Origin of the sequence: Erwinia pyri (genome assembly GCF_030758455.1) — a bacterium.
Classification (GTDB): Bacteria; Pseudomonadota; Gammaproteobacteria; order Enterobacterales; family Enterobacteriaceae; genus Erwinia; species Erwinia pyri.
Genome location: NZ_CP132353.1, coordinates 2,129,742 through 2,150,381 on the forward strand (window position 1 = coordinate 2,129,742; position 20,640 = coordinate 2,150,381).

A 20,640-nucleotide genomic window follows, 5' to 3' on the forward strand; every position below is an offset into this window, starting at 1 on the left:
TAGTTAAGATATATCATAGATATATTTTAGCGCATTCCGGTCAGGCGGGCTCGTGACGGGCCCGCCATCCTTACAGGGGAGATTTAGCTTGGAACTGATTGAAAAAGTCCGTCGCGTGCCGCGTCGGGTCAGAAATGAACTGCGTTTTCGTCCGGTTGAGGTCATCGCCAGCGAGTTTATTGCCAACAGTTTTTACCGCATCACTTTCGCAGGAGCGGCGCTGGAAGGGTTTACCTCATCCGGTTTTGATGACCATATCAAAGTTTTTTTCCCGGATCGGCAAACCGGGGAGTTCCATCTTCCGGAAATCACTGAAGACGGGGTGGTGTGGAAGGATGGCGTAAGGCCGGTCGCCCGCGATTACACCCCTCTCTTTTTTGATCCCCAACACCAGCGCCTGACCATCGACTTCTATGTGCATGAATCTGGCGTGGCCAGCGACTGGGCAGCCAGAGCCAGACCGGGCGATCGGCTGGCGATTGGCGGACCCAGAGGCTCGCTGGTGGTGCCAGAAGATTATGACTTCCAGCTCTATGTCTGTGACGAAACGGGCCTGCCTGCCTTTAAACGTCGTCTGCGGACCTTCAGCGGCAGCCAGATCAAGCTGTTTGCCTGGACAGATGAAGCCACGGGCAGGGAGTACCTGGAGTCTCTGGAAAACGTTGAGGTTACCTGGCTGGGAAGCGGCAGCATGAGCAGCGAGAAGGTTGCCCCTCTGATTGCTCAACTGGACAACATTACGCTGCCGGATGAAGATTATTTCATCTGGCTCACTGGCGAAGGCGCGGTGGTAAAACTGCTGAGCGATTACTTCACCGGCCAGCGCGGACGGGAAAGTGATTTTGTCAGAGCCGTGGCTTACTGGCATCAGAAACAGGCTTAATTGAAATCTATCAGGGGGTCATTTACACTTGCTCCCCCTAATTTGCTCAGGCTGGCAATGAAAATCTCCTCTCACGTCTCTCAGGATGCCGCTCAATACGACGCTAGCGCCACCGTGCGCAGAAAACGGCGCGAAAAAATGCTGGATGCTGCTGATATTCGCCTGCTTATCCTGCACTTTATCTCGCAGGGGGCAGCTTACGGCTATGAGCTGATCAAATCGATTGAAGAGTTATCAAAAGGGGAATATACCCCAAGCCCGGGGATCATCTACCCTAATCTGGCGCTGCTGGAAGAGATGGAGTGCATTCGCATCAAAGAGCCGCAGGCGGCAAGAAAGGCTTTTGTGCTGCTGCCTGAGGGCGAGAAACAGCTGCTGGAGAATCATGCCCACCTGCAGACGCTGATTGCCCGCCTGACTTCAATGGCGGTACTGGTGAATAACCGCTCTATCCCGGAAGTGGAGCGCGCCATTCATAATATGAAAATGGCGCTGAATGGCCGTCTCTCCCAATCCGGCGTCAGCCAGCAAACGCTTTATGCCATCATTGACGCGCTTGACGATGCGGCTAAAAAAATTGAACGAAGCTGAACGTTAAGGCATTTTACCTGACCCGGCCGGGGAGAAGGTGCCTTCACGGACTTTCACTCTCTTCTCTTTCGCAAAACGGCGGCTGAGCTTCATACGGATCAGCGAGGAGTAGAGGGGGGGCTGATTGAGCAGGATAAAATTGATCAGTGAGCCTGGTTTTATATCCCGTCCCAGATACTTCACCGCATCGACGATATAGGGTGGTGGCGCAGCATTGTCCCAGGCGCACAAATAGATCATCAACTTAAACGAGTGGATGGCGTAGAGCCGCTTCAGATAGTCGCGCTCGGGCTGTTTATCCAGCAGCATCAGCAGCATGTTGTAAGAGCATAAAAAAGCGTCATAGCGCTGACGGTAGAATCTGTCGTCACGCACGCTGTTGGTCAGCGAGCCGCTTCTTATACGCTGTTTATAATAGATATTTTTGCTGACAAAGGCCTGACCACTGCGTAAGAAAGCCTCAACCGTGAAGATATGATCCTCATGCAATCTTCTGCTGTATTTCATGCCATGTCGTTCAATGACGTCACGTCTGAGGGCGTAATTCCAGGTGGCGGAGGTGTAGCTCTCCGTCTCCAGCAGAGAGGTAAACACACGCCGTGCCGGCATCAGGCCAAATCGCTGATGGGTCAGCTTGGGCTGCGTACGGGCTTCAGCGTCATCATCAAACATTACTGAATTAAAGCAGAAGAGTTCAACCTCAGGATTTTGCAGGCTGACACGACTGAGCTCGTTAAAAAAGCCCTCGCCCAGGATATCGTCCGGATCGCAACAAAAAATAAAGTCGCCTTTTGCTCTGGCAATGCCGTAGTCACGCGCATGACCGAGACCACCATTAGGAATGGTATAGATAGTGACGTTAGGAATATTTCTGTAATTACGCTCTACAAGTGAGAGCGTATTATCGCTGGAGCCATCATTAACAATAATCAACTCATTGGGATCCGGGATCTGAGCCAGTAGAGAATCAATACACTCTACAATATAATTTTCGACATTATAGGCAGGGATGATTACGGATAGCTTCATAGGGTTTCCCATCTTGCTGCGGCGTTTTTAATAATGCTATCTGGCGCCTGGCAGCAAAATAAGTCAACATTTTGTCTGTGGAGGGTTTTATATTCAGAGGATTCGCAGTGCATAACGTGCTCTGATTATAAAATCTGATATTTTTTATTAAACCGCAGTAAGTTAAGATCTGAGGATTATCTTAGGTGATTAAATTTATTACTATTCTACACTCTCTTTTACCGCTGGAAATAACTTAAATAATTAATTAAAATCAAGCAGATAAATTACTTCCTTCCTGCGCGCCGTCACCTGCCGGGTTGAGACGCCTGAAGGGCATTGAGTCTGGGTTCCCGGCATGCCAGCAACAAACAGTTCGACTTCTTAACAATAAGTGAAATTAATAAAAGAGAGGCTAATAGATCGCCGTTAATGCATTGCCTGCAATTATTCTTAAATCAGCAGTAACAAGGCGAAACGGGTATTTACAAGACCAGGTGTTCATGATGTTCTGCTGATGAAGATAACAATAAAAATCCATACCCCCTTTTAAACACACAGTGCTACAGGCGCAATTCTGAGAAGGTGGAAAAATGATAGTGGGCATCTCGAATGATAACTATCCTGAAAAAAGAACAATAATGGTCGATAGCAGCGTCAAATATGTCAATTTCAAAACCAATAATTACTATTATTATATCAATCTGCTCAATATGAAGTTACTGAAGAAAAGAAAGAACTTTATCTTCAAGCCTCTTCGCAGCAGTGAGAAAGAGCATGTCGATATTTTCCATTTATTCAATGAAGTGGCAATAACCGGGCAGAAGTGGATTGCTACCTTTGAAACCGAACTCCCCAGAATTTTGCCTAAAAAGAGTGGCCTTAAAAGCGAAATTTTTCCGGAGCTGGACAGACTTGCCCCGGCCCTTACTGCGGAGAACTGTCTGGCGTTAATCGCGATTTCTGATGCAGCCTGGCAGATGGAAAAAAAGCTTTACCAGCGCCGTCCTGAACTGGCAAAGGTGATAATGGAGAAAACCGTTATCATGCATCCACCACAAAAATTACATCTTACTGAACGGCCGGAACGCGACCCGGCCCAACCTATCCATTTTGTCTTTATTGGTAATGAGTTTTACCGCAAAGGGGGCGGGGAAGTGGTGCGCGCGTTTGCCGAACTGGTGGAAGAGGGGCAGTTACAACCGGATCAGATCCAGGTTTCTCTGATTGGCGATCTGGAAAAAAAACACAACTATGCCCACGGTGAGTATCAGGACGATCCGCTCTTTAGTAGTTATACCGAATCGGTTATTGCCCGCTACAGCTTCTTCAGCCATGTCAGCTTTATGCCTAATGATAAGGTCCTGGACCTTCTGCAACGGGCCGACGTCGGTCTGTTGCCTACCTGGGCTGAAACCTACGGTTTCTCTGTGCTGGAGATGCAGTCCTGCGGCTGCCCGGTGATCACTTCAAACGTCAGGGCGCTGCCGGAAATTAATCCTGTGAGTGCTGGCTGGCAGGTTATCACTGCTCTTAATGACGATTTAGACTACAGCGTAAACTCGGTTCAGGAACGTAATTACTTGCGTCAGCAGATTATTACCCAGCTTAAGGGGCTGATCCTGACGATAGTTAAAGACCCTACTCAAATTAGCCAGAAAGCAGCGGCATCTATTGAAAGAATTAAGAACGAGCATGATATATCGGCCTATCAGGAAAAACTCAGGGCGTTATACCAGCGCTGAATCGATTATACTCGTCTGAATGCTTCATGCCTTTTTTAACTAAGCCTCTGTTTAAGAGGCTTTTTTATACCATTTTCTTCTCCAGCAGCCTTTTCCCGCAGTTATCACAAAAGTATAACCAGCATGAAACTATAACCTTGTATACATTAAATAAATGGGTTTTATTTCTAATGTTTTTTTAGTTAAATTTGTGTTGTCGAATTGTAAGGGTTCGTTAGGATATTATTTATCCATTCGTATACATTGAGAGATGAAAATGATTAACAAGTTGACGAGTATCGTAATAGCGATTGCAGGTCTCGCTATGCTTTACATGGGTGGTCAGCTGCTGATGATCGGCGGCTCACCATTTTACGCCATTATGGCAATCGGACTGCTGATTACCGCAGTCGCACTGTTTAAGAATAAAAAAATCGCCCTCACCATCTACGCCATATTAATGTGGATCGTACTGGCATGGATGATTTATGAAGTTGGCTTCGATAAATGGCAGTGGATCCCTCGCGGCGATCTGATTGGTCTCTTCGGTGTCTGGCTTGCTCTGCCTTGGGTGGTTCGCCCGCTGTCAAAAGCGCAGAATCCGGCTAAGCCTGCCAGTTTCCATCCGTTCCTGGGAACAACGGTTATCGTCATGATCGCCATTGTGATTGGCATGATGTTCTACGACCCCTATCCAAAAGAGGGGACTATCACCAACCAGCGTGCGGCAACGGATAGCGACCTGGCGGCGAATGACTGGTCTGCTTATGGCGGCACCAACAACGGCACCCGCTTCTCTACCCTGAAACAGATCACCGCAGATAACGTCAGCAACCTTGAAGTAGCCTGGACCTATCACACAGGCGATCTGCGTGACCCTAAAGACGATGCGACAGAATATACCTTTGAAGCAACGCCGCTGAAGGTCAACAACACCCTCTACTTCTGTACCCCTCATAACGAAGTGCATGCGCTGAACCCGGAAACGGGCGAGGTGAAGTGGAAATATGAGCCGACTAAAGATCGCTCGTACCTGCAGCAGCACCAGACTTGTCGTGGCGTAAGCTACTATGAAGCGGGCGCGGCAGATGCCTCGAATACCGTACAGCCTGCTGCTGTCGCTAATTCACCAGCCATTTGTCGTAAGCGTATTTTCAATGCGACTACCGACGCTAAGCTGCTGGCGCTGGATGCGGACACCGGTAAACTGTGTGCCGATTTCGGTAACAACGGTATCGTCAATCTGCGTGACAACATGGGCGAAATTCGTCCGCATGCGCTGATGCAGACCGCTGCACCGCTGGTTGCCGGAAACCTGGTGATTGTGGGTGGCTCGGTGATGGATAACGGCTTTAATGCCGGTAACCCATCAGGCGTTATTCGCGCTTACGACGTTATCACTGGTCAACTGGTCTGGAACTTTGATCCGGCTAACCCGGAGAAGACTCAGCCAATTGCGGCCGGTCAGACTTACCCGCAGGATACGCCTATTGCCTGGGCCACGCTGAGTGCAGACATGAAAAATGGTCTGGTCTACGTGCCATTTGGTAACGCCTCCCCGGATGAGCTGGGCCTGAACCGTGATGCGAACAGCAACACCGAAAAATTCCGCGACACGCTGGTGGCGCTGGATCTGAAAACGGGTGCTTTCAAATGGCGCTTCCAGTCCTCCAAACATGACCTGTGGGATCGTGATAATCCTTCTCAGCCTTCTCTGCTGGATATCGATTATCAGGGAACGAAGCAGCCTGTTGTCGTCCTGCCAACCAAGACCGGCAACCTGTTTGTATTGAACCGTCTGACTGGCCAGCCTGTCTATCCGATTAATCAGGTAGATGTTTCAACCAAAGGGATTGAAGGTGAGAAGTATTCTCCAACGCAGCCGGTTTCTGCGCTGAACTTCATTCCGGATCCCCTCAGTGAGAAATCGATGTGGGGCATCACGCCGTTTGATCAGATGGCCTGCCGCATCGACTTCAAATCTCTGCGTTATGATGGCAACCCGTGGACGCCAGCCACCGAAGGCGGTTCGATTATTTTCCCTGGCAACATCGGCGTCTTTAACTGGGGTTCTGTCTCTGTAGATCCACAGCGTCAGATCCTGATCGCCTCTCCGGTTCGTCTGGCTTACAAATACAATCTGATTAAGCGTACGCCAGAAACGGCAGAAAAACGTCTGTTTACCAAAGATGGCACCCCGTACTGGAATGAAAACTTCCAGGGCGATTACGCTATCCACATCCAGCAGCTCTCATCTGGTCTGGGTATCCCTTGTATCGCTCCACCTTGGGGTCGTATGGTTGGCGTGGATCTGAAAACTGGTAAAACCGAGTGGCTGCGCCGCGTGGGAACCACCAAAAACCTGAAAACTACCTTCCTGCCGGGCCGTTTCCCAATTGGCTTCCCAATGGGAATGGTGGCGCACGGTGGACCGCTGACCACGGCGGGCGATCTGGTATTCCACGGCGCAACGGCAGATAACTTCTTCCGCGCCTACGATATCAGCACCGGTAAGCTGCTGTGGCAGACCGAACTGCCAGCAGGCGGTCAGGCTACGCCAGCAACCTATATGGGTGCCGACAACAAGCAGTATGTGGTGATTGCGGCCGGTGGCCACGGTTCACTGGGCACCAAAGAGGGTGATGCCGTTGTGGCATATCGTCTGAAGTAATAAAAGAGGAGGGAGGATGAGCTGAACTTTACTTCAGCTCAGTGAAATCACTCTCAGCCTGTGAATGAGCCCGATAATCTCTCGGGCTCATTTTTTTTGTCCCGCTTCAGCAACAAATCGTGATGAGCTTAAAAAGTCAGCGAGCCAGGCTCAAACTCAACAAAAGCATTATCTGCAGGCTGATAACCGAGAACTTCTCGCGTATGTGATAAATCGAAGCGTTTAAAGCGGTTGTCCGAAATTCCATAGCCAATAAAGAAGGTAATATTTTCAGTTTCTATCGCGCTGTTGAGGAGCCTGACGGCATCCTCCGGGCTAAGCCAGGCACTGTAATCTCTGGCGTTTTTAAGGGCTTTCGCCTCTGCTGGCTCGAAGGCGCCGATCCTTAAGGCGACACAGGATAAACCGCGCTGGGTGGCATAAAAGGAGCACAGCGCCTCGCCATAACATTTTGTCACGCCATAAAGATTGGCAGGTGATACGGCCATTCCGGGATGTATCTGTACATCAACCGGGTAACCTTCAATCGTCTGGGCGCTGCTGGCAAACACGAAGCGTCGACATGATGTCGCTGCCACCGCTTCAAGCAGATAAGTGACGGCTAAAATGTTCGCCGGCAACAGCTGCGCAAAAGTGGCATCTGCATCTGGAATCCCCGCCAGATGAACGATCGTATCGGGGGCCTCTCCACTCAGGAGTTGTTCTGCAGAACCCGGCAGAGAAAGGTCGGCGGCAATGAACTTGTGTGGGGAACCAATTTTATAATCCGGGGCAGTGAGATCGGTCAGAATAAAAGCGTATGTGTTACACATGGCATTGAAGAAAGTACGCCCTATACGGCCGCTGGCACCTGTAAGCAAGATTTTTTTTACTGCCATAATAGTGACTCCTTATGTCGTGGAACAATTATGGAGATCAAATTGGATCGCGAATGGCCTGATTGACTCTGAAGAAGTAAAGAAGAGTAAATTAAAAAAATAATATTATCTTCATATAACGATAATATTTCAGCTTCTGATTAACGGGGAAAAACAGGATGGGGGAGAAGAGAGGGCTAAAATGCAAAAAACCCGCACAAGGCGGGTTTTTAGTTTCACTGGAAGTCGCTGCTCAGGCCGGGGCCGTCATCGCTAACGTCATTCACAGGATAAGGTCTGACTTACAGCGCTACTACGTTAGCAGCTGAAGGACCTTTAGCACCGTTTTCAATGGTGAATTCAACAGTTTGACCTTCGTCCAGCGTTTTGTAATCAGTACCCTGGATTGCAGAGAAATGTACGAATACATCTTTGCTGCCGTCCTGAGGAGAGATAAAGCCGAAACCTTTTTCAGGGTTAAACCATTTTACTAAACCAGTCATTTTGTTAGACATAAATATTTCCTGTTATTTTCTGAGCCACTCAGTGTGGCGATTGAAACCTGATTTGAAGAGATTTTCTTATTGGGCACTTAGGAGGAGGCTCATGAGAAAGGATATCTATGGATAGCACTTAAACGAGGACTGCTTTACTAAAACTGCTTTCATAAGGTCTGTGTTCCAAACCGATGACCTATAAAAACACGTTAGCTAAAATAATGCAAGGCCTAATGAATATTCAGGCTTGAGTGAGCGGTTTCCCTGAATAATTGAGCAGCCCCTTTTCCAGCCTGATAAGGTTTTTTTCTTTCAGGCTGTTTTCTTTCCAGACCAGATAATAGGTTAGCGCTGAGCTTTCCAGATCCCGCCAGAAAGGGAAATCGTCAGGGTTCAGGTGCCAGACTTCAGCCCACAGACGCCAGTCGTCAGGCCTGCCCCGCACGCGAAGCAGCGTCTGCTGCGGTAAATCCTGCAGATTCAGCATCGCTAACGGTGAAGAAGGCGGGGAAGTTTTAAGGAACCACTTTGTCAGGGCGGATAAGAAAGGGCGGAGAACAGAGGGACTCTGACCAGAGGCAGTAATACTCCGATCGGATGCCGCTCTGTTATTCCGCCCTTAGCTGAGCTTACGCCGGGCGTTACTCCGTTATACTTTCACCACCTTCAGCAGGTGATCCGCCAGCCGCAGGCTTAATGCGGCCCCCGTCAGCGTGGGGTTCATACACGAAGCGGAGGGCATTACGCTGGTTCCGGCGATAAACAGGTTGGGATGATCGTGCGTCTGGCAGTGGCTGTTCACCACTGAGTTGCTGGCATCCTCTCCCATGATGGTGGTTCCCATAATGTGCTGACGATCCTGATAGCCGGTGTCGATTTTCGACACGTCGGCGTTGAGCAGTCGCGCAAAATTATCGAAATCTTTCAATCCTTCTGCTTTTCCGGCGTGCCAGTAATCGGTCACGCTGTAGTAAATTTCCGGCACGGGAATGCCTATCGCATCTTTTTTGGTTTTACTCGGCACAACTCTGTTTTCCGGCAGGGGCAGGGTCTCAAAATCGATAGCGAAGTTCAGCGATCTCGCGGACATCCTGCGCAGCTCTTCATCCAGTTTTGAACCCAGCACCCCTTTTTTAATAAGCCCGGCCGCATAGTCCGCAGTAGGCACGGTGTTGCGCACTTTGATTTTGTAGCTCGGGAAATCCTTACGGAACTCGCCGTCACGGTTATTCAGATAAACCAGCAGCTCGGTGGGCCCCTGTCCCGGCCAGACATCCTCTTTCATCATCACGTTCATACTGATGCCGGTATGCCCCATCAGATTCCGGCCTACCTGATCTGAACTGTTGGCGATGCCGTTGGGATAACGTTCTGAAGTGGACATCAGCAGCAGCTTAGGGGATTCGATACCGTAGGCAGCCAGCACAAAATAGTTTGCCGTCAGATGATGTTCCGAACCGTCGGGTTTTTTGTACCAGATGCCGGTAATACTGCCGTCATCGCCAGCTTCAATGCGGTAGACCACCGCATTGTCCAGCAGCTTCGCACCGTGCCGTTCAGCCTCATCGATATGCATCGACCCATCATATTTTGCGGCAATGGGGCAAACCGGATTACAGTTGTTGTTGCCCGCGCAGACCGGACGCTTGCCATAAGGTCGGGTCGCCCGGCCGTTTGGCTCCATAACCGGGTTATAGCCGCCTGCAGAGAGCAGCGTGGAGAGGCGTTTAAACAGGTAGCTCGGTTCCAGTCCCTCCATCGGGAAAGGAGTGGAGCGGGGCGGCCAGGCCTCGCCGCCATGTCCGCTTTCATCCTGGCCTTCCATCCCGGAGACGCCCAGCTCCCGCTCCGCTTCGCCATACCAGCTCTCCAGGTCGTTATAGCCGAACGGCCAGTCGCGCCCCCGTCCGTAAAGGCTTTGCAGCTTGAAATCGTTAGGGATCATCCGCCACAGGGCCGATCCAAAGTGCCAGGTGGTTCCGCCCACCACGCGCAGATATTTGGTGGGATATTTCACTGGCCCGGTCTGTTGCAGGTAGTCACCATAAGTGGAGGGCACATGCGGGAGATCGGGATAGGGTGACCCTACACCCTGAAGCTTCATGTTGGTCAGCGACATTTTGAACGGCGAGTTGCGGAACCGCTCCACAATATCCTGACGTTTAATGCGTGGGCCTGCCTCGACGATAATCACCGACTTACCCGCCCTGGCCAGCTGGGTTGCCACCAGCCCGCCCATTACGCCCGACCCGATAATGATCACATCGGCATCAACGTTGTTCATGCTGTCACTCCTTTATTTGTCTGCGGATCGGCTGGTTTACTGCCCCATGAATCGGGGCCGCCGCCGTAGCTGGGTACTACCAGGATGCCTCTGGTCGGCAGGTACATCATGGCGTCTGAGTAGGCGATAAGTTCACTTTCCGCCCCTTCACCTACCACGCCGGTGTACCAGCTACCGATAATCAGTGCGGCACTCTGCCTGAGCAGATCGTTATCGCCCACCGTTTGTAAAAAGTCATCGACATGAGTAAAGGAGTGAGCAGCCAGATAGCTGTTCAGCGCGGAAAGACGCTGCGGGAAATCTTTAACGTGACGTTGTAACGCCTGATAGTAGCGCTGGCTCAAGAGGGGCGAGACCGGACGGCTGACTAAAAAGGCGGAGACGGATGAAAAATTGCTGTCAACGCCCTCACGCGCCTGGGCCATCTCCGCTGGGAACAGCGAGGCGCAAGCGGCACTGAGGGAAAGCGCCGCCATCCCCTGTAGCAAACGGCGGCGGCTTAGCGAACGGGGAGAAGAATTAACGGCTGGCATGCTGCCTCCTTTTACGACTAAGCGAGATAAACGCCGCGATGATCAACAGCAGAGCGACTGCACCCACACCCATTACCTTTGGTTGAGTAAGGCGCACCAACAGCGGCTTTTCTCCGCCTTCACGCAGCGTTTTAACCTGTTCTTCGCTGACGCTGATTTGCGGATTGCCGTAGTGCTTCAGTACGTAATTGCTGACGTCAGCGATCTCTTTGTCGCTGAGCCGCGTGGTGAAATCTGCGTCAGGGCCAAAAGCAGGCATAGCGACAGCCTCACCATTAACCGTACGCTGAACGCCAAACAGAATGGCTGACACCAGATTATCCGGGTTATCGGCGCCGGTAGCGGTGTTGTGGAACAGCGAAGGATAGCGGGCGTTACCCTGGCCGTCAGGCTGATGGCAGTTAGCACAGCTGCCGCTGAAGACCTTCCAGCCAGCGTCCTGCTGCGCTTTATCCCCACGGATTTGCTGTTCAGACGTTGAGGGCTGGCCATAACTCTCCCGTGGCATCACCGCACCCGTGCTGATGGCAGGAACCTGACGCAAATAGGCGACCATCGCCTGAATATCATTATCAGAGAGATGCTGGAAGCTATGCTCGACAGCTTCAGCCATCGGCCCTGCCGCCTGAGCTTTTCCTGCTACGTGACCGGTCTTGAGATAGGTTGCCAGTTCGTCTGCGCTCCAGTTGCCGATGCCTGATTGCGGATCTGGCGTGATATTGGGGACATACCAGCTGCCGAGGCTGCCACCTGATAAGGCCTGGTCGTCCTGCTGGCCCATCAGTGTGTTACGCGGCGTATGGCAGGTGTCGCAGTGCGCCAGCGCATTCACCAGATAGTCGCCACGGTTGATGGTCTCAGAGCGGGAAGCGTCTGGCGTAAACGGCTTCGCCTGGGAGAAGAGCCAGTTCCAGACGGCCATTGAGCTGCGGATACTGAACGGGAAGGGTAAGGCTGTTTTCGGCGGATCGGATTCAACCGGCGCAACACCCCGCATAAAGTAAACATACAAGGCATGCATATCCTCATCGCTGATCCTGGCGTAGGAGGGATAAGGCATTGCCGGATAAAGATGCTCGCCCTGTTTATTGATGCCTTGCCGCACGGCACGGGAGAACTCCTCTTCGCTGTAATCCCCAATTCCATGCTCTCTGGAGGGCGTGATATTGCTGGCATAAATGGTGCCCATTGGCGAGGAGATTGCGTATCCGCCCGCCATGGGTTCGCCCTGATGTGGTGAAGTGTGGCAGGCGCCGCAGTCGGCTGCGGTGGCAAGATATTTTCCTTTCGCTATCAGCGCCTGATCTTCCTGAGGCAGAGAAGCAGCAACGCTTCCCGCCGTAAAAAGGCTCAGAGTGATGGCGAAAGGCAGACAGAGTCGTCTCAACTGACATGCTCCTGTAAAAAGAAAAAAGGACGTTTATAGGGTGCAAAGGCGCTTCTGCGTGCGCTTTTTGTCACAACAACAGTGCCCCGCTTCCAGAGGAAGCAGGGTAAAAAAGGTGGAAAGGATCAAAGCAGTTCGTAGTCGTTGAACACCAGAGGCGTTTCGCCGCCGTTGGTCAGCTCGATTTTATCCGCCTGCGTCAGGAAAGCGTCGCCGCGGTGGATCCACTGCTCTTTATTACGGTTAGGCTGGCCCGGCACGGAGGTCAGCAACCTTCCTTCGGTAAAGAACACCCGGACGCCAGGCCCGTGCTGGGTATAGAGCGTGGTGCTTTCGCCAGGTTGCAGCGTGACTTTCCAGCCTTTTACCGTTTTCTGATCCAGCACCTGCTGGAATTGTGGAATAGCGGGGCGCGTAGCTCCGCCAAAGTTAAGCGGGCCAGGCTGTTTAATCTCAAAAGAGACCTGATGATTCAGCGTGGTGCCGGTGTTGGTGACCTTATCGGTTTCAGACTTGCCCTGATGCGCGCCAAACTTGACGTTGCCGCTTTTCATCTCGTGATCTTTGGCCGGTTTATCCGGGTAGGAGATATGCACCATGCTGCCGTTCACATGCGTGTTGACGTAATCCAGATGTTGCTCGTGGAACATCGTGGAGTGGCCAGGCCGCAGCATTACCCGCATCACCGTCACGTACTCATTTTCCAGAATCACGTGGTGCAGCGGCTCCAGATTGGTGGCAATCACCTGTTCAGCAGCCTGAGTGGCAGGGGGGGCGCTCAACGCCAGGAAACCTGCGCTCAGCAGGCAGGGCAACAGTTTACTTTTCATAGATAACTCCAGTTAGTAGAGCGGCAGCCCGGCACAAAACCACGTACCGGGCCTCAAGATAACGTTACTTCTCAACCATCGAGACCCAGTTGGCGCCTTTGCCTGTCGGGTAGCGTCCTACCAGCGTCAGCGCGCCGGTGGCGCCGTTAATGGTATAGAGGGAGAGCTGAGTGGATTTCTGTCCGGACTCGATCAGGAAACGGCCGCTGTTATCAATGGCGAAACCACGCGGCTGCTGTTCGGTCTTGATACTGGTGAGATAAGTTAAATGCCCATCATTGGGGTCAACGGCGAAAGAGGAGAGCGTGCTGCTGGTGCGCTCCGTTGAATAGAGATAACGGCCATCAGGCGTAAGACGCAGGTCAGCCTGCCAGATGCGGGGTTTGTGCGAAGGAGGAAGATCGTCATCGCCGGTTAGCGGACGCGCTTCGCCGCGCTGCATATCCTCTTTTGGCGAGACTGAACTCACCACTTCGGCCGGGGTGGCAGTGCCATCTTTGTTCAGCGTCAGGCGGTTAATATTGCCCGCCATCTCGGTAAGGATATAGAGGGAGCGCTTGCCCTGTTTATCCAGATTTGGCGCGATAACAAAGTGGCGGGGGCCGGTTGCCGCTTCGCTCTGAATATTGATAAAAGGGGGATCGTTTGGCGTAACCTGCCCGGTGGCGGCATTGAAATGGTACTGAAGCAGCTGATCGGCACCCAGCAGCGTCACGTAGAGCGAGCGGTTATCCGGGCTGACCTGAATGGCGTGCGCCCGTTTACCGGTATGCACCACCTGCACCGGTTTTGCCTCGACTTCGCCACGGCTGTTGATGCGGTTAATGCTGAACAGATCGCCGCCGTAGGAGGCACTCAGCAGAAAGTGACCCTGCTTATCCATCGACAGATAGGCCATGCTCTCCGGCAAAGGGGACTCGCTGGCTTTTACCAGCTTGCCATCTGGCTGAATGTCATAGACCACCACGTGGTATGGCTTACTGCGTACCGAGACATAGAGTTTTTTCTTGTCAGGTGAGACGACAGAAGACATCGCCTTGCTCCCTGCCGGGAAGTCCCCTACAGGGATCAGCGTCATTTTCTCTTTATCGAGTTGATAGCCGGTAACGGTGCCGCTCTCGGCATTGGAAACGTAGACCAGGCTCTGCGCCTGGGCACCCGCGGCAAACAGCATCACTGACGCCACCATGCCTGCACAAATACTCTTTTTCATTATTATATCCTTGCCGTAGGGAAGAAATGGTTACCAGCGGGTAGAGAAAACCTCGCAAAGTTCCTGTACCGCATCCAGGCTTAGCGGTTGCGGTTTGGTCGCGGCCTGCTGCCATAATTTGGCGGTCTCTTCCAGCTCTTCTAAGGCTGCGCAGGCGGTGGACACGGAAGGCCCCCAGATAACCGGGCCAAGACGCTCAAGCATCACTCCCCGCACCTTGCAGGCTAATTCAGCAACCTGCTCAGCCACTTCTGCCGCGCCCGGACGGCGATAGGTAATCAGCGGAATGCGGCCCACTTTCATCACCTGGTAAGGCGTAATGGGCGGCAGAATGCTTTCTGGCTGCCATACGCCCGCCAGTGTCAGCCCGACCAGATGGGTGGAGTGGGTGTGAACCACGCCGTTTACCTCCGGGTTACGGTCATAGACCTGACGATGAAGCTGCAGCGTTTTCGACGGTTTATCACCGGAAATCCATTCGCCGCTGGAAGAGACTTTGGCAATGCTGGCCGGGTCTAAACGACCCAGACAGGCATCCGTTGGCGTAATCAGCCAGCCATCTTCCAGCCTGGCGCTGATATTGCCCGCCGTTCCCACGGTATATCCCCGGTTGAACAGGCTGGCGCCTGCCCAGCAGATCTCTTCACGCAGCTGGTTTTCGTTTTTCATCAACATCCTCACAAACAGACTTAACGATCGGCGGTGGCTACTTCATTCGCCGCCTGCTCGTTTTTGATATCAAGCGGCTCAACCTTGCCCATGATGAACAGGAAGTTGAACGCGCCAAACAGACAGATCCCACCGGCAACCAGCAGGGGCACCACAAAAGAGCCGTGGCTCAGGGTCAGCATCAGCCCGGTAAAGGAGGCAGTAACAATCCCCGCCAGGTTACCGGCAAAGTTCTGAATACCGCCCAGCGTGCCGACGTAACCCGAGCTTGGCGCAACGTCTGCAGGTAAGGTCCAGATATTGGCAGCGGTAAAGGCCAGGCCTGCATAGGTCAGAGAGAAGAGGGTGAGGATCACTGCAATGCTGTCGGTAAAGGCGGCGAAGGCAATCACGGAGGAGAGCAGCATGCCGGCAATCAGACAGGTTTTTCTGGCGGTGGTCAGCGAGTAGCCTTTGCGGTACATCCAGTCGGAAGCCATGCCGCCGAGCAGACTGCCCGGGATCCCCATCAGCGCCGGAATGGCTCCCAGCGTGCCCAGCTCTTTCAGCGAGAAGCCATGTGCCATGGTCAGGTAGGTTGGGAACCAGGTAACAAAGAAGTAGGTGGCGAAGTTCATGCAGAAGAAGCCGATCATCATGCCCCAGACGGTTCTGTAGCGGAACAGGGGAGCAATACGGACCTTCTCTGTTTTATCCACCACGTGAACGCTGCGATCTTCCAGCAGATTCTGCCGTTCCTGCTCGTCCAGCCCTTTCATCTCTTCAGGTTCGCGATAAAATGCCAGCCAGACGACAACCCAAATCAGACCCAGCGCGCCGGTTACCACAAAAGAGGTTTCCCAGTCCCAGGTACTGATCAGCCAGGCAACCAGCGGCAGAGCCAGCGCGCTACCGGCACGTGGGCCTGCATCAAAGATCCCGCTGGCGGTGCCACGCTCTTTTTTGGCAAACCAGGAGTAAACCACTTTGGCACAGCCAGGATAGCCGCCCGATTCGCCCAGCCCCAGCATCAGGCGTGAAGCGAAAATCGACGTGAATCCTTTGCCGAAAGCGGTGAAGACGGTGAAAAGCGACCACCAGCCCACGGCAATAGCGAGACCTGCACGGGCGCCTAACCGGTCAATCAGGCGGCCGGCCGGGATCTGCATCAGCGCATAGGTCCAGAAGAATGCGCCCAGAATCAGACCCATACTGGTGTCATCCAGCCCCAAATCCGCCTTAATATGTGGCGCAGCGATCGCCAGATTGATACGGTCAATATAGTTGATGGCGATGGCGAGGAAGCAGAACGCAATCATCAGCCAGCGAACCCTCGGGTATCTACGCATGGTGAATTCCTTTATTATCCTGGTGTTTTGAGGGCTGGGTAACAGCGAAATAGTGTCACTGTTATCCGCTTCTTTGTTATCAATTAGTGATGCGATGGACTACTTTTGATAATATGATGTTAAAAGTAAGCGATTACAAAAATCAGTCAAGTCAAAAGTAAGCGCTTTCAAAACGAAGCTTTGGTTGTCTGCAAATTTTGTGGGCGATGTCACTAATTTGAGTCTGGAGTCCGATCATGTCCGATAAGCCCTCTCCCTCTTCACGAGTTTCTCTGGAAGATGTTGCCCTGCGATCGGGCGTATCGACAGCAACGGTTTCCAGAGTACTGAATGGCAGCACTACGGTGCGGCAGTCGAGGCGTGAGGCCGTTGAACGAGCCTGCGAGGAGCTGGGCTATGTGATTAACCGAGCAGCCCGCACCCTGGCATCGCGACGCAGCATGACCATTGGCGCCGTGGTGCCCACGCTTGCCACCGAGACCTTTTCCCGCCCGCTGGCTACCTTTCAGCAGAAGATCCACCACTCCGGCTATACGCTGCTGCTGGCAAATTCAGATTTCGACCCTGATACCGAGCTGAAAGAGGTGAACAAACTGGTGGAGTACGGCATTGATGCCCTGATGCTGGTGGGGAATTCACACCATCCCAAACTATGGGAGCGGATCACCCAGCAGGGGATCCCCTGTATCCAGACCTTTTCCGTGGATCGGCGCTATCCCAGCGTGGGGTACGATAATGAACAGGCTGCCGCAGAAATGACGGCGCATCTGCTGGCGCTGGGCCACACGAATTTTGGCGTCATCGTGGGCACGCCGCCATCAAACGACCGCGTGTCAGACCGCATTACCGGGACAAAGCAGGCGCTGGCCGCCGCCGGCCTGACTCTGGATGAGAGCCAGCTGATTAACAGCGCCTTTACCATGAACGATGCGCGGCAGGCGATGTTCAAACTGCTGGACAGGCCGAACCCGCCGACTGCGGTGATTTGCGGTAATGATTTACTGGCGTTTGGCGCGATGCGGGGGGCGAGTGAACGCTATCTGCGCATACCCAACGATATCTCCATTACCGGCTTTAACGATTACGAGTATTCGGAGCACCTTGAGCATCCGCTGACCACCATGCGGGTTGAACTGGATGCAATTGGCCTCTGCGCCGCAGAATTCCTGCTTGCAGAACTGAATGGTGAAGAGACTGCCCGCCAGACGGTATTAAAACCGGAATTAATTGTGCGGGGCAGCTCGGGATCGGCTCCCCGTACGTCGCGTGGTTAAACGCGCCACTGCAGCCCGAACGCTTTAAAGGCGGCGCGGGCTTTCTCCGATCGCAGTGACTGCAGCAATAACGCCGCACCTTCAGGGTTTTCTGCCTGCCTGAAAATCCCGCCGGAAAACGAGGTCACTTTTTGCACCGCTTCCGGCAGCGGGCCGATCACTTTTATCCCTTCCACCATCAGCAGTTCGCTGATTTGCTGCACGGCAATATCCGCCTCTCCTGCAGTCAACTGGCTGGCCGTAAAGCCTTCCGGGATAGTGGTGGCACGCGCCATAATCTGCTCTTTGATGCCCAGTTTTTCCAGCAGCGTCAGGAAGTAGATACCGCTGGCCCCGCCCAGGGTAATCGCTACCGAGCGGGCATTCAGCAGTGCCGAGGTTAAGGCTTCCACGCTGCTGATATCCGGCGCTTCAGCGTCGGGCAGCATCGCCAGCCCCACCTGAGAATCCACCAGCTCAACGCGGCTGGCGGGATCGATCAGCCCTTCGGCAATCAGCCTGTCCATAACCGGCACGGTAAGGATCACGGCGTCGGCCTGTTCGCCGCTGGCGATTTTCTTTTCAATCACCGTGGTGGGATTCCACTCTATCGCCAGCGTTTTCTCCGGGTGCTGGCGGCTCCATTCCGCCTCCAGCTCAATGAACGGGGCGCGAATGGCTAAAGCGCTGAACACGCGAATCGGGTGTTGTTGACTCATTATGACTCTCCTGTGGGTCAGAACATGGGCTTAAGATAAGAGCTGTCCAGCTCAGAGGGGGTTCTTACGCCAATCAGCGCCAGATCGCGATCTATCTCATCGCGCAAAATATGCATGGCATGCTCAACGCCTGCCTGTCCGCCAATCACCGCACCGTAAAGGAAAGGGCGGCCGAGGAAGACAAAATCTGCGCCCAGCGCCATCGCTTTCATCACATCCGTACCGCGACGGATGCCGCTGTCGATGATCACTTTCATTGACCCTTTTTTCTCCGCAATTTCCGGCAGGGAGTAAAGCGGTGGAATAGTGTGATCCAGCTGACGGCCGCCGTGGTTGGAAAGGATCACTGCATCTGCGCCCAAATCGCGGGCGATAAAGGCATCCTGCGGGGACATCAGACCTTTGATGACCAGATTACCTTTCCACTTTTTACGGATCGCCTCCACATGTTTCCAGTTCAGCTTGTCACGCGCCTGGGTGTTACGGACTTTGCTGGACATCATTGGCGGGCCGCGCTCCGCATCAGTATTTTCAAAATGGGGCGCCCCATGCCGCAGGAAAGTTTGCGCCACGGTGCCCAGCAGCCAGCGGGGACTCATGGCGCTCTCAAAAGCGACCTTTGGCGTGATTTTGATCGGCATGCTGAAGCCGCTACGCGTGTTGTGTTCGCGGTTACCCAGCATTGGCGTATCGCCCGTCACTACCAGCGTCTGATAACCCGCCGCGGCTACACGGTCGACCAGACGGTCAATACGCGGCTGATCGCCAGCCAGATAAGCCTGGAACCAGGCATCCGGGTTCGCCGCATGCACATCCTCCAGCTTCACCAGCGACGAGGCGCTGAGGATCATCGGGACATTCATTTCCCGCGCGGCCCGCGCCATTGCCACATCCGCCTGATAAGCCACAAACGAAGCGCCGCCGAGGGGAGCCACGCCAAAAGGGTGCTGCCAGGTATGGCCAAACAGGGTGGTGCGCTGGTCGCGTCCCGAGACATCGCGGAACATACGCGGGATAAAGGTATATCGCCGGTAGGCCTCGAAATTACCGGCGATGCCGCGGCCGGTTTCCACCCCTCCGGCTACGTACTGATAGATCATGTTGGGTAGTCTGCGGCGCGCGTGACGTTCAAAATCGTCCAGCGCCAGCAGGTCACGGAACTGCCTCGGTAATGTTTTAACCGCCGGGCTGGTCACGGTCTGTCCCGGGCTGGAAGCCACGGCCTGAGATAAAGAAGAGTTGGCAGGGGATGTCATAAGGCGTTCTCACACTCCATAAGTCGTTAGCGCCAGAGCGTGCCGGAAGGGCACGTCGTGACCAGTTTAATTTTGTAAGCGCTTTCAATTCTGGTCAATCATCGCTAACATTTCAATAACACCCTAACATTACCAATACGATTTTATGTGATCTGGTTCACTTTACAGAAACAATTGTAAGCCCTTACATTTAAGGGGCGCCTTCCGTCTGCCGTTTTTATCCGCTGAGCGGGCGCGACCCGACACCCATTGCCAGGAGTTAATAATGACTGCACGAATCGTCCTACTGCATGCCACACCGGTGGCGATGGCGCCCATCCATGCTGCTTTTAATGAAGTCTGGCCCGAGGCTGAACTGATTAATCTGCTTGATGACGGACTCTCCCTCGATCGCTCAAGGGAGCCGGATCTCAGCCCGGCAATGATTGGACGGTTTGTCCGCTTCGGCCAGTACGCTTATGACATGCAGGCGGACGGCATCCTGGTGACATGCTCCGCTTTTGGTCCCGCTATTGACGAGTTGGCCGAAAAGCTGCCGGTGCCGGTGCTGAAGCCAAATGAAGCGATGTTTCATGAGGCGGTAGCGCAGGGCAAGAATATCGGCATGCTTGCTACCTTTGGTCCGGCAGTAGAAACCATGACCGAAGAGTTCAACGAATACATTGCTCAGCATAACTCTCCGGCTACGCTGACCACCATCCTGGTGGCGGACGCGATCGATCTGCTGAAAAAAGGCGATGCGGAAAGCCATAACCGGCTGGTTGCCGCAAGGGCCAGAGAGCTTGCCCATTGCGACGTCATTATGCTGGCGCATTTCTCAACCTCACGCGCCCTGGATGCCGTACGTGAACAGGTCTCCATCCCGGTGCTGACCGCGCCTCATGCGGCGGTAAAGCGCATCAAAGCCAGCGTGCTGGCCGGAAATCAGGAGTAAGCC

Annotated in this window: 19 protein-coding genes; 6 read left to right on the plus strand and 13 right to left on the minus strand. The window is 53.3% G+C overall.

All coding sequences use genetic code 11. From position 1 onward, the window contains the following. The first annotated feature begins 88 nt into the window (after window positions 1-88). Both Q3V30_RS09885 and Q3V30_RS09890 read left to right on the plus strand, forming a co-directional pair. Window positions 89-883 (plus strand): siderophore-interacting protein, encoded by a 795-nt coding sequence (locus Q3V30_RS09885; RefSeq protein WP_428979246.1) that lies wholly within the window; start codon window positions 89-91, stop codon window positions 881-883. A 57-nt stretch (window positions 884-940) separates the two neighbouring features. Continuing rightward, window positions 941-1,474 (plus strand): PadR family transcriptional regulator, encoded by a 534-nt coding sequence (locus Q3V30_RS09890; protein ID WP_306212823.1) that lies wholly within the window; start codon window positions 941-943, stop codon window positions 1,472-1,474. A gap of 3 nt (window positions 1,475-1,477) precedes the next feature. Here the strand turns inward: Q3V30_RS09890 and Q3V30_RS09895 are convergent, their stop codons facing one another. Beyond that, window positions 1,478-2,503, minus strand: coding sequence for a glycosyltransferase family 2 protein (locus Q3V30_RS09895; protein WP_306212825.1), 1,026 nt, complete (start codon window positions 2,501-2,503; stop codon window positions 1,478-1,480). A gap of 620 nt (window positions 2,504-3,123) precedes the next feature. Between Q3V30_RS09895 and Q3V30_RS09900 the strand changes: the two genes are divergently transcribed. Both Q3V30_RS09900 and Q3V30_RS09905 read left to right on the plus strand, forming a co-directional pair. After that, a complete protein-coding gene (locus Q3V30_RS09900; protein WP_306212826.1) occupies window positions 3,124-4,227 on the plus strand; it encodes a glycosyltransferase family 4 protein in 1,104 nt (367 codons plus the stop codon). A 256-nt stretch (window positions 4,228-4,483) separates the two neighbouring features. Continuing rightward, on the plus strand, window positions 4,484-6,877 hold the full coding sequence (locus Q3V30_RS09905) for a membrane-bound PQQ-dependent dehydrogenase, glucose/quinate/shikimate family (RefSeq protein WP_306212828.1): 2,394 nt from the start codon (window positions 4,484-4,486) through the stop codon (window positions 6,875-6,877). A 128-nt stretch (window positions 6,878-7,005) separates the two neighbouring features. On the opposite strand, the gene Q3V30_RS09910 is transcribed toward Q3V30_RS09905, so the two are convergent. The 10 genes from Q3V30_RS09910 to Q3V30_RS09955 all read right to left on the minus strand — a co-directional run bounded on the left by Q3V30_RS09910 (window position 7,006) and on the right by Q3V30_RS09955 (window position 16,475). Continuing rightward, on the minus strand, window positions 7,006-7,755 hold the full coding sequence (locus tag Q3V30_RS09910; protein ID WP_306212830.1) for an NAD-dependent epimerase/dehydratase family protein: 750 nt from the start codon (window positions 7,753-7,755) through the stop codon (window positions 7,006-7,008). Window positions 7,756-8,036: 281 nt separating this feature from the next. Further along, window positions 8,037-8,249, minus strand: a complete 213-nt coding sequence (cspE, locus tag Q3V30_RS09915) for a transcription antiterminator/RNA stability regulator CspE (protein WP_306212832.1) — start codon at window positions 8,247-8,249, stop codon at window positions 8,037-8,039. Window positions 8,250-8,472: 223 nt separating this feature from the next. Continuing rightward, entirely contained in the window at window positions 8,473-8,718 is a 246-nt protein-coding gene (locus Q3V30_RS09920; protein WP_306212834.1) for a hypothetical protein, read from the minus strand. A 162-nt stretch (window positions 8,719-8,880) separates the two neighbouring features. Further along, window positions 8,881-10,515: a GMC family oxidoreductase gene (locus tag Q3V30_RS09925; protein ID WP_306212836.1), complete on the minus strand. Its 1,635-nt coding sequence runs from the start codon at window positions 10,513-10,515 to the stop codon at window positions 8,881-8,883. Then, window positions 10,512-11,048: a sugar dehydrogenase complex small subunit gene (locus Q3V30_RS09930; protein WP_306212838.1), complete on the minus strand. Its 537-nt coding sequence runs from the start codon at window positions 11,046-11,048 to the stop codon at window positions 10,512-10,514. The genes Q3V30_RS09925 and Q3V30_RS09930 overlap by 4 nt, the downstream gene beginning before the upstream one ends. Beyond that, a complete protein-coding gene (locus tag Q3V30_RS09935; RefSeq protein WP_306212840.1) occupies window positions 11,035-12,435 on the minus strand; it encodes a c-type cytochrome in 1,401 nt (466 codons plus the stop codon). Before Q3V30_RS09935 ends, Q3V30_RS09930 begins: the two co-directional genes overlap by 14 nt. Window positions 12,436-12,560: 125 nt before the next feature. Beyond that, entirely contained in the window at window positions 12,561-13,265 is a 705-nt protein-coding gene (locus tag Q3V30_RS09940) for a hypothetical protein (protein ID WP_306212842.1), read from the minus strand. 64 nt (window positions 13,266-13,329) lie between these two features. Beyond that, window positions 13,330-14,478 carry a lactonase family protein gene (locus tag Q3V30_RS09945; RefSeq protein ID WP_306212844.1) on the minus strand — a complete coding sequence of 383 codons (1,149 nt, stop codon included), beginning with the start codon at window positions 14,476-14,478 and terminating at the stop codon, window positions 13,330-13,332. A 30-nt stretch (window positions 14,479-14,508) separates the two neighbouring features. Then, window positions 14,509-15,147, minus strand: coding sequence for a 3-oxo-tetronate 4-phosphate decarboxylase (gene otnC / locus Q3V30_RS09950; protein WP_306212846.1), 639 nt, complete (start codon window positions 15,145-15,147; stop codon window positions 14,509-14,511). A gap of 20 nt (window positions 15,148-15,167) precedes the next feature. Then, complete coding sequence (locus Q3V30_RS09955) at window positions 15,168-16,475, minus strand: MFS transporter (protein ID WP_306212849.1); 1,308 nt, start codon at window positions 16,473-16,475, stop codon at window positions 15,168-15,170. 236 nt (window positions 16,476-16,711) lie between these two features. Here Q3V30_RS09955 and Q3V30_RS09960 point away from each other — a divergent pair, with 236 nt between their 5' ends. Beyond that, on the plus strand, window positions 16,712-17,749 hold the full coding sequence (locus Q3V30_RS09960; RefSeq protein WP_306212851.1) for a LacI family DNA-binding transcriptional regulator: 1,038 nt from the start codon (window positions 16,712-16,714) through the stop codon (window positions 17,747-17,749). On the opposite strand, the gene Q3V30_RS09965 is transcribed toward Q3V30_RS09960, so the two are convergent. Both Q3V30_RS09965 and Q3V30_RS09970 read right to left on the minus strand, forming a co-directional pair. Continuing rightward, window positions 17,746-18,447, minus strand: coding sequence for a molybdate ABC transporter substrate-binding protein (locus Q3V30_RS09965; RefSeq protein WP_306212853.1), 702 nt, complete (start codon window positions 18,445-18,447; stop codon window positions 17,746-17,748). The genes Q3V30_RS09960 and Q3V30_RS09965 overlap by 4 nt on opposite strands. Window positions 18,448-18,464: 17 nt before the next feature. After that, on the minus strand, window positions 18,465-19,703 hold the full coding sequence (locus Q3V30_RS09970) for an alpha-hydroxy acid oxidase (protein ID WP_306212855.1): 1,239 nt from the start codon (window positions 19,701-19,703) through the stop codon (window positions 18,465-18,467). Window positions 19,704-19,968: 265 nt separating this feature from the next. Here Q3V30_RS09970 and Q3V30_RS09975 point away from each other — a divergent pair, with 265 nt between their 5' ends. Next, window positions 19,969-20,637, plus strand: a complete 669-nt coding sequence (locus tag Q3V30_RS09975) for an aspartate/glutamate racemase family protein (RefSeq protein ID WP_306212857.1) — start codon at window positions 19,969-19,971, stop codon at window positions 20,635-20,637. Window positions 20,638-20,640 lie beyond the last annotated feature (3 nt).

Bases quoted from the DNA above. Each gene is read 5' to 3' on its own strand.
- Q3V30_RS09890 (WP_306212823.1), top strand. From the start codon at position 941: ATGAAAATCTCCTCTCACGTCTCTCAGGATGCCGCTCAATACGACGCT.
- Q3V30_RS09895 (WP_306212825.1), bottom strand. From the start codon at position 2,503: ATGAAGCTATCCGTAATCATCCCTGCCTATAATGTCGAAAATTATATT.
- Q3V30_RS09900 (WP_306212826.1), top strand. From the start codon at position 3,124: ATGGTCGATAGCAGCGTCAAATATGTCAATTTCAAAACCAATAATTAC.
- Q3V30_RS09905 (WP_306212828.1), top strand. From the start codon at position 4,484: ATGATTAACAAGTTGACGAGTATCGTAATAGCGATTGCAGGTCTCGCT.
- Q3V30_RS09910 (WP_306212830.1), bottom strand. From the start codon at position 7,755: ATGGCAGTAAAAAAAATCTTGCTTACAGGTGCCAGCGGCCGTATAGGG.
- cspE (WP_306212832.1), bottom strand. From the start codon at position 8,249: ATGTCTAACAAAATGACTGGTTTAGTAAAATGGTTTAACCCTGAAAAA.
- Q3V30_RS09920 (WP_306212834.1), bottom strand. From the start codon at position 8,718: ATGCTGAATCTGCAGGATTTACCGCAGCAGACGCTGCTTCGCGTGCGG.
- Q3V30_RS09925 (WP_306212836.1), bottom strand. From the start codon at position 10,515: ATGAACAACGTTGATGCCGATGTGATCATTATCGGGTCGGGCGTAATG.
- Q3V30_RS09930 (WP_306212838.1), bottom strand. From the start codon at position 11,048: ATGCCAGCCGTTAATTCTTCTCCCCGTTCGCTAAGCCGCCGCCGTTTG.
- Q3V30_RS09940 (WP_306212842.1), bottom strand. From the start codon at position 13,265: ATGAAAAGTAAACTGTTGCCCTGCCTGCTGAGCGCAGGTTTCCTGGCG.
- Q3V30_RS09945 (WP_306212844.1), bottom strand. From the start codon at position 14,478: ATGAAAAAGAGTATTTGTGCAGGCATGGTGGCGTCAGTGATGCTGTTT.
- otnC (WP_306212846.1), bottom strand. From the start codon at position 15,147: ATGAAAAACGAAAACCAGCTGCGTGAAGAGATCTGCTGGGCAGGCGCC.
- Q3V30_RS09955 (WP_306212849.1), bottom strand. From the start codon at position 16,475: ATGCGTAGATACCCGAGGGTTCGCTGGCTGATGATTGCGTTCTGCTTC.
- Q3V30_RS09960 (WP_306212851.1), top strand. From the start codon at position 16,712: ATGTCCGATAAGCCCTCTCCCTCTTCACGAGTTTCTCTGGAAGATGTT.
- Q3V30_RS09965 (WP_306212853.1), bottom strand. From the start codon at position 18,447: ATGAGTCAACAACACCCGATTCGCGTGTTCAGCGCTTTAGCCATTCGC.
- Q3V30_RS09970 (WP_306212855.1), bottom strand. From the start codon at position 19,703: ATGACATCCCCTGCCAACTCTTCTTTATCTCAGGCCGTGGCTTCCAGC.
- Q3V30_RS09975 (WP_306212857.1), top strand. From the start codon at position 19,969: ATGACTGCACGAATCGTCCTACTGCATGCCACACCGGTGGCGATGGCG.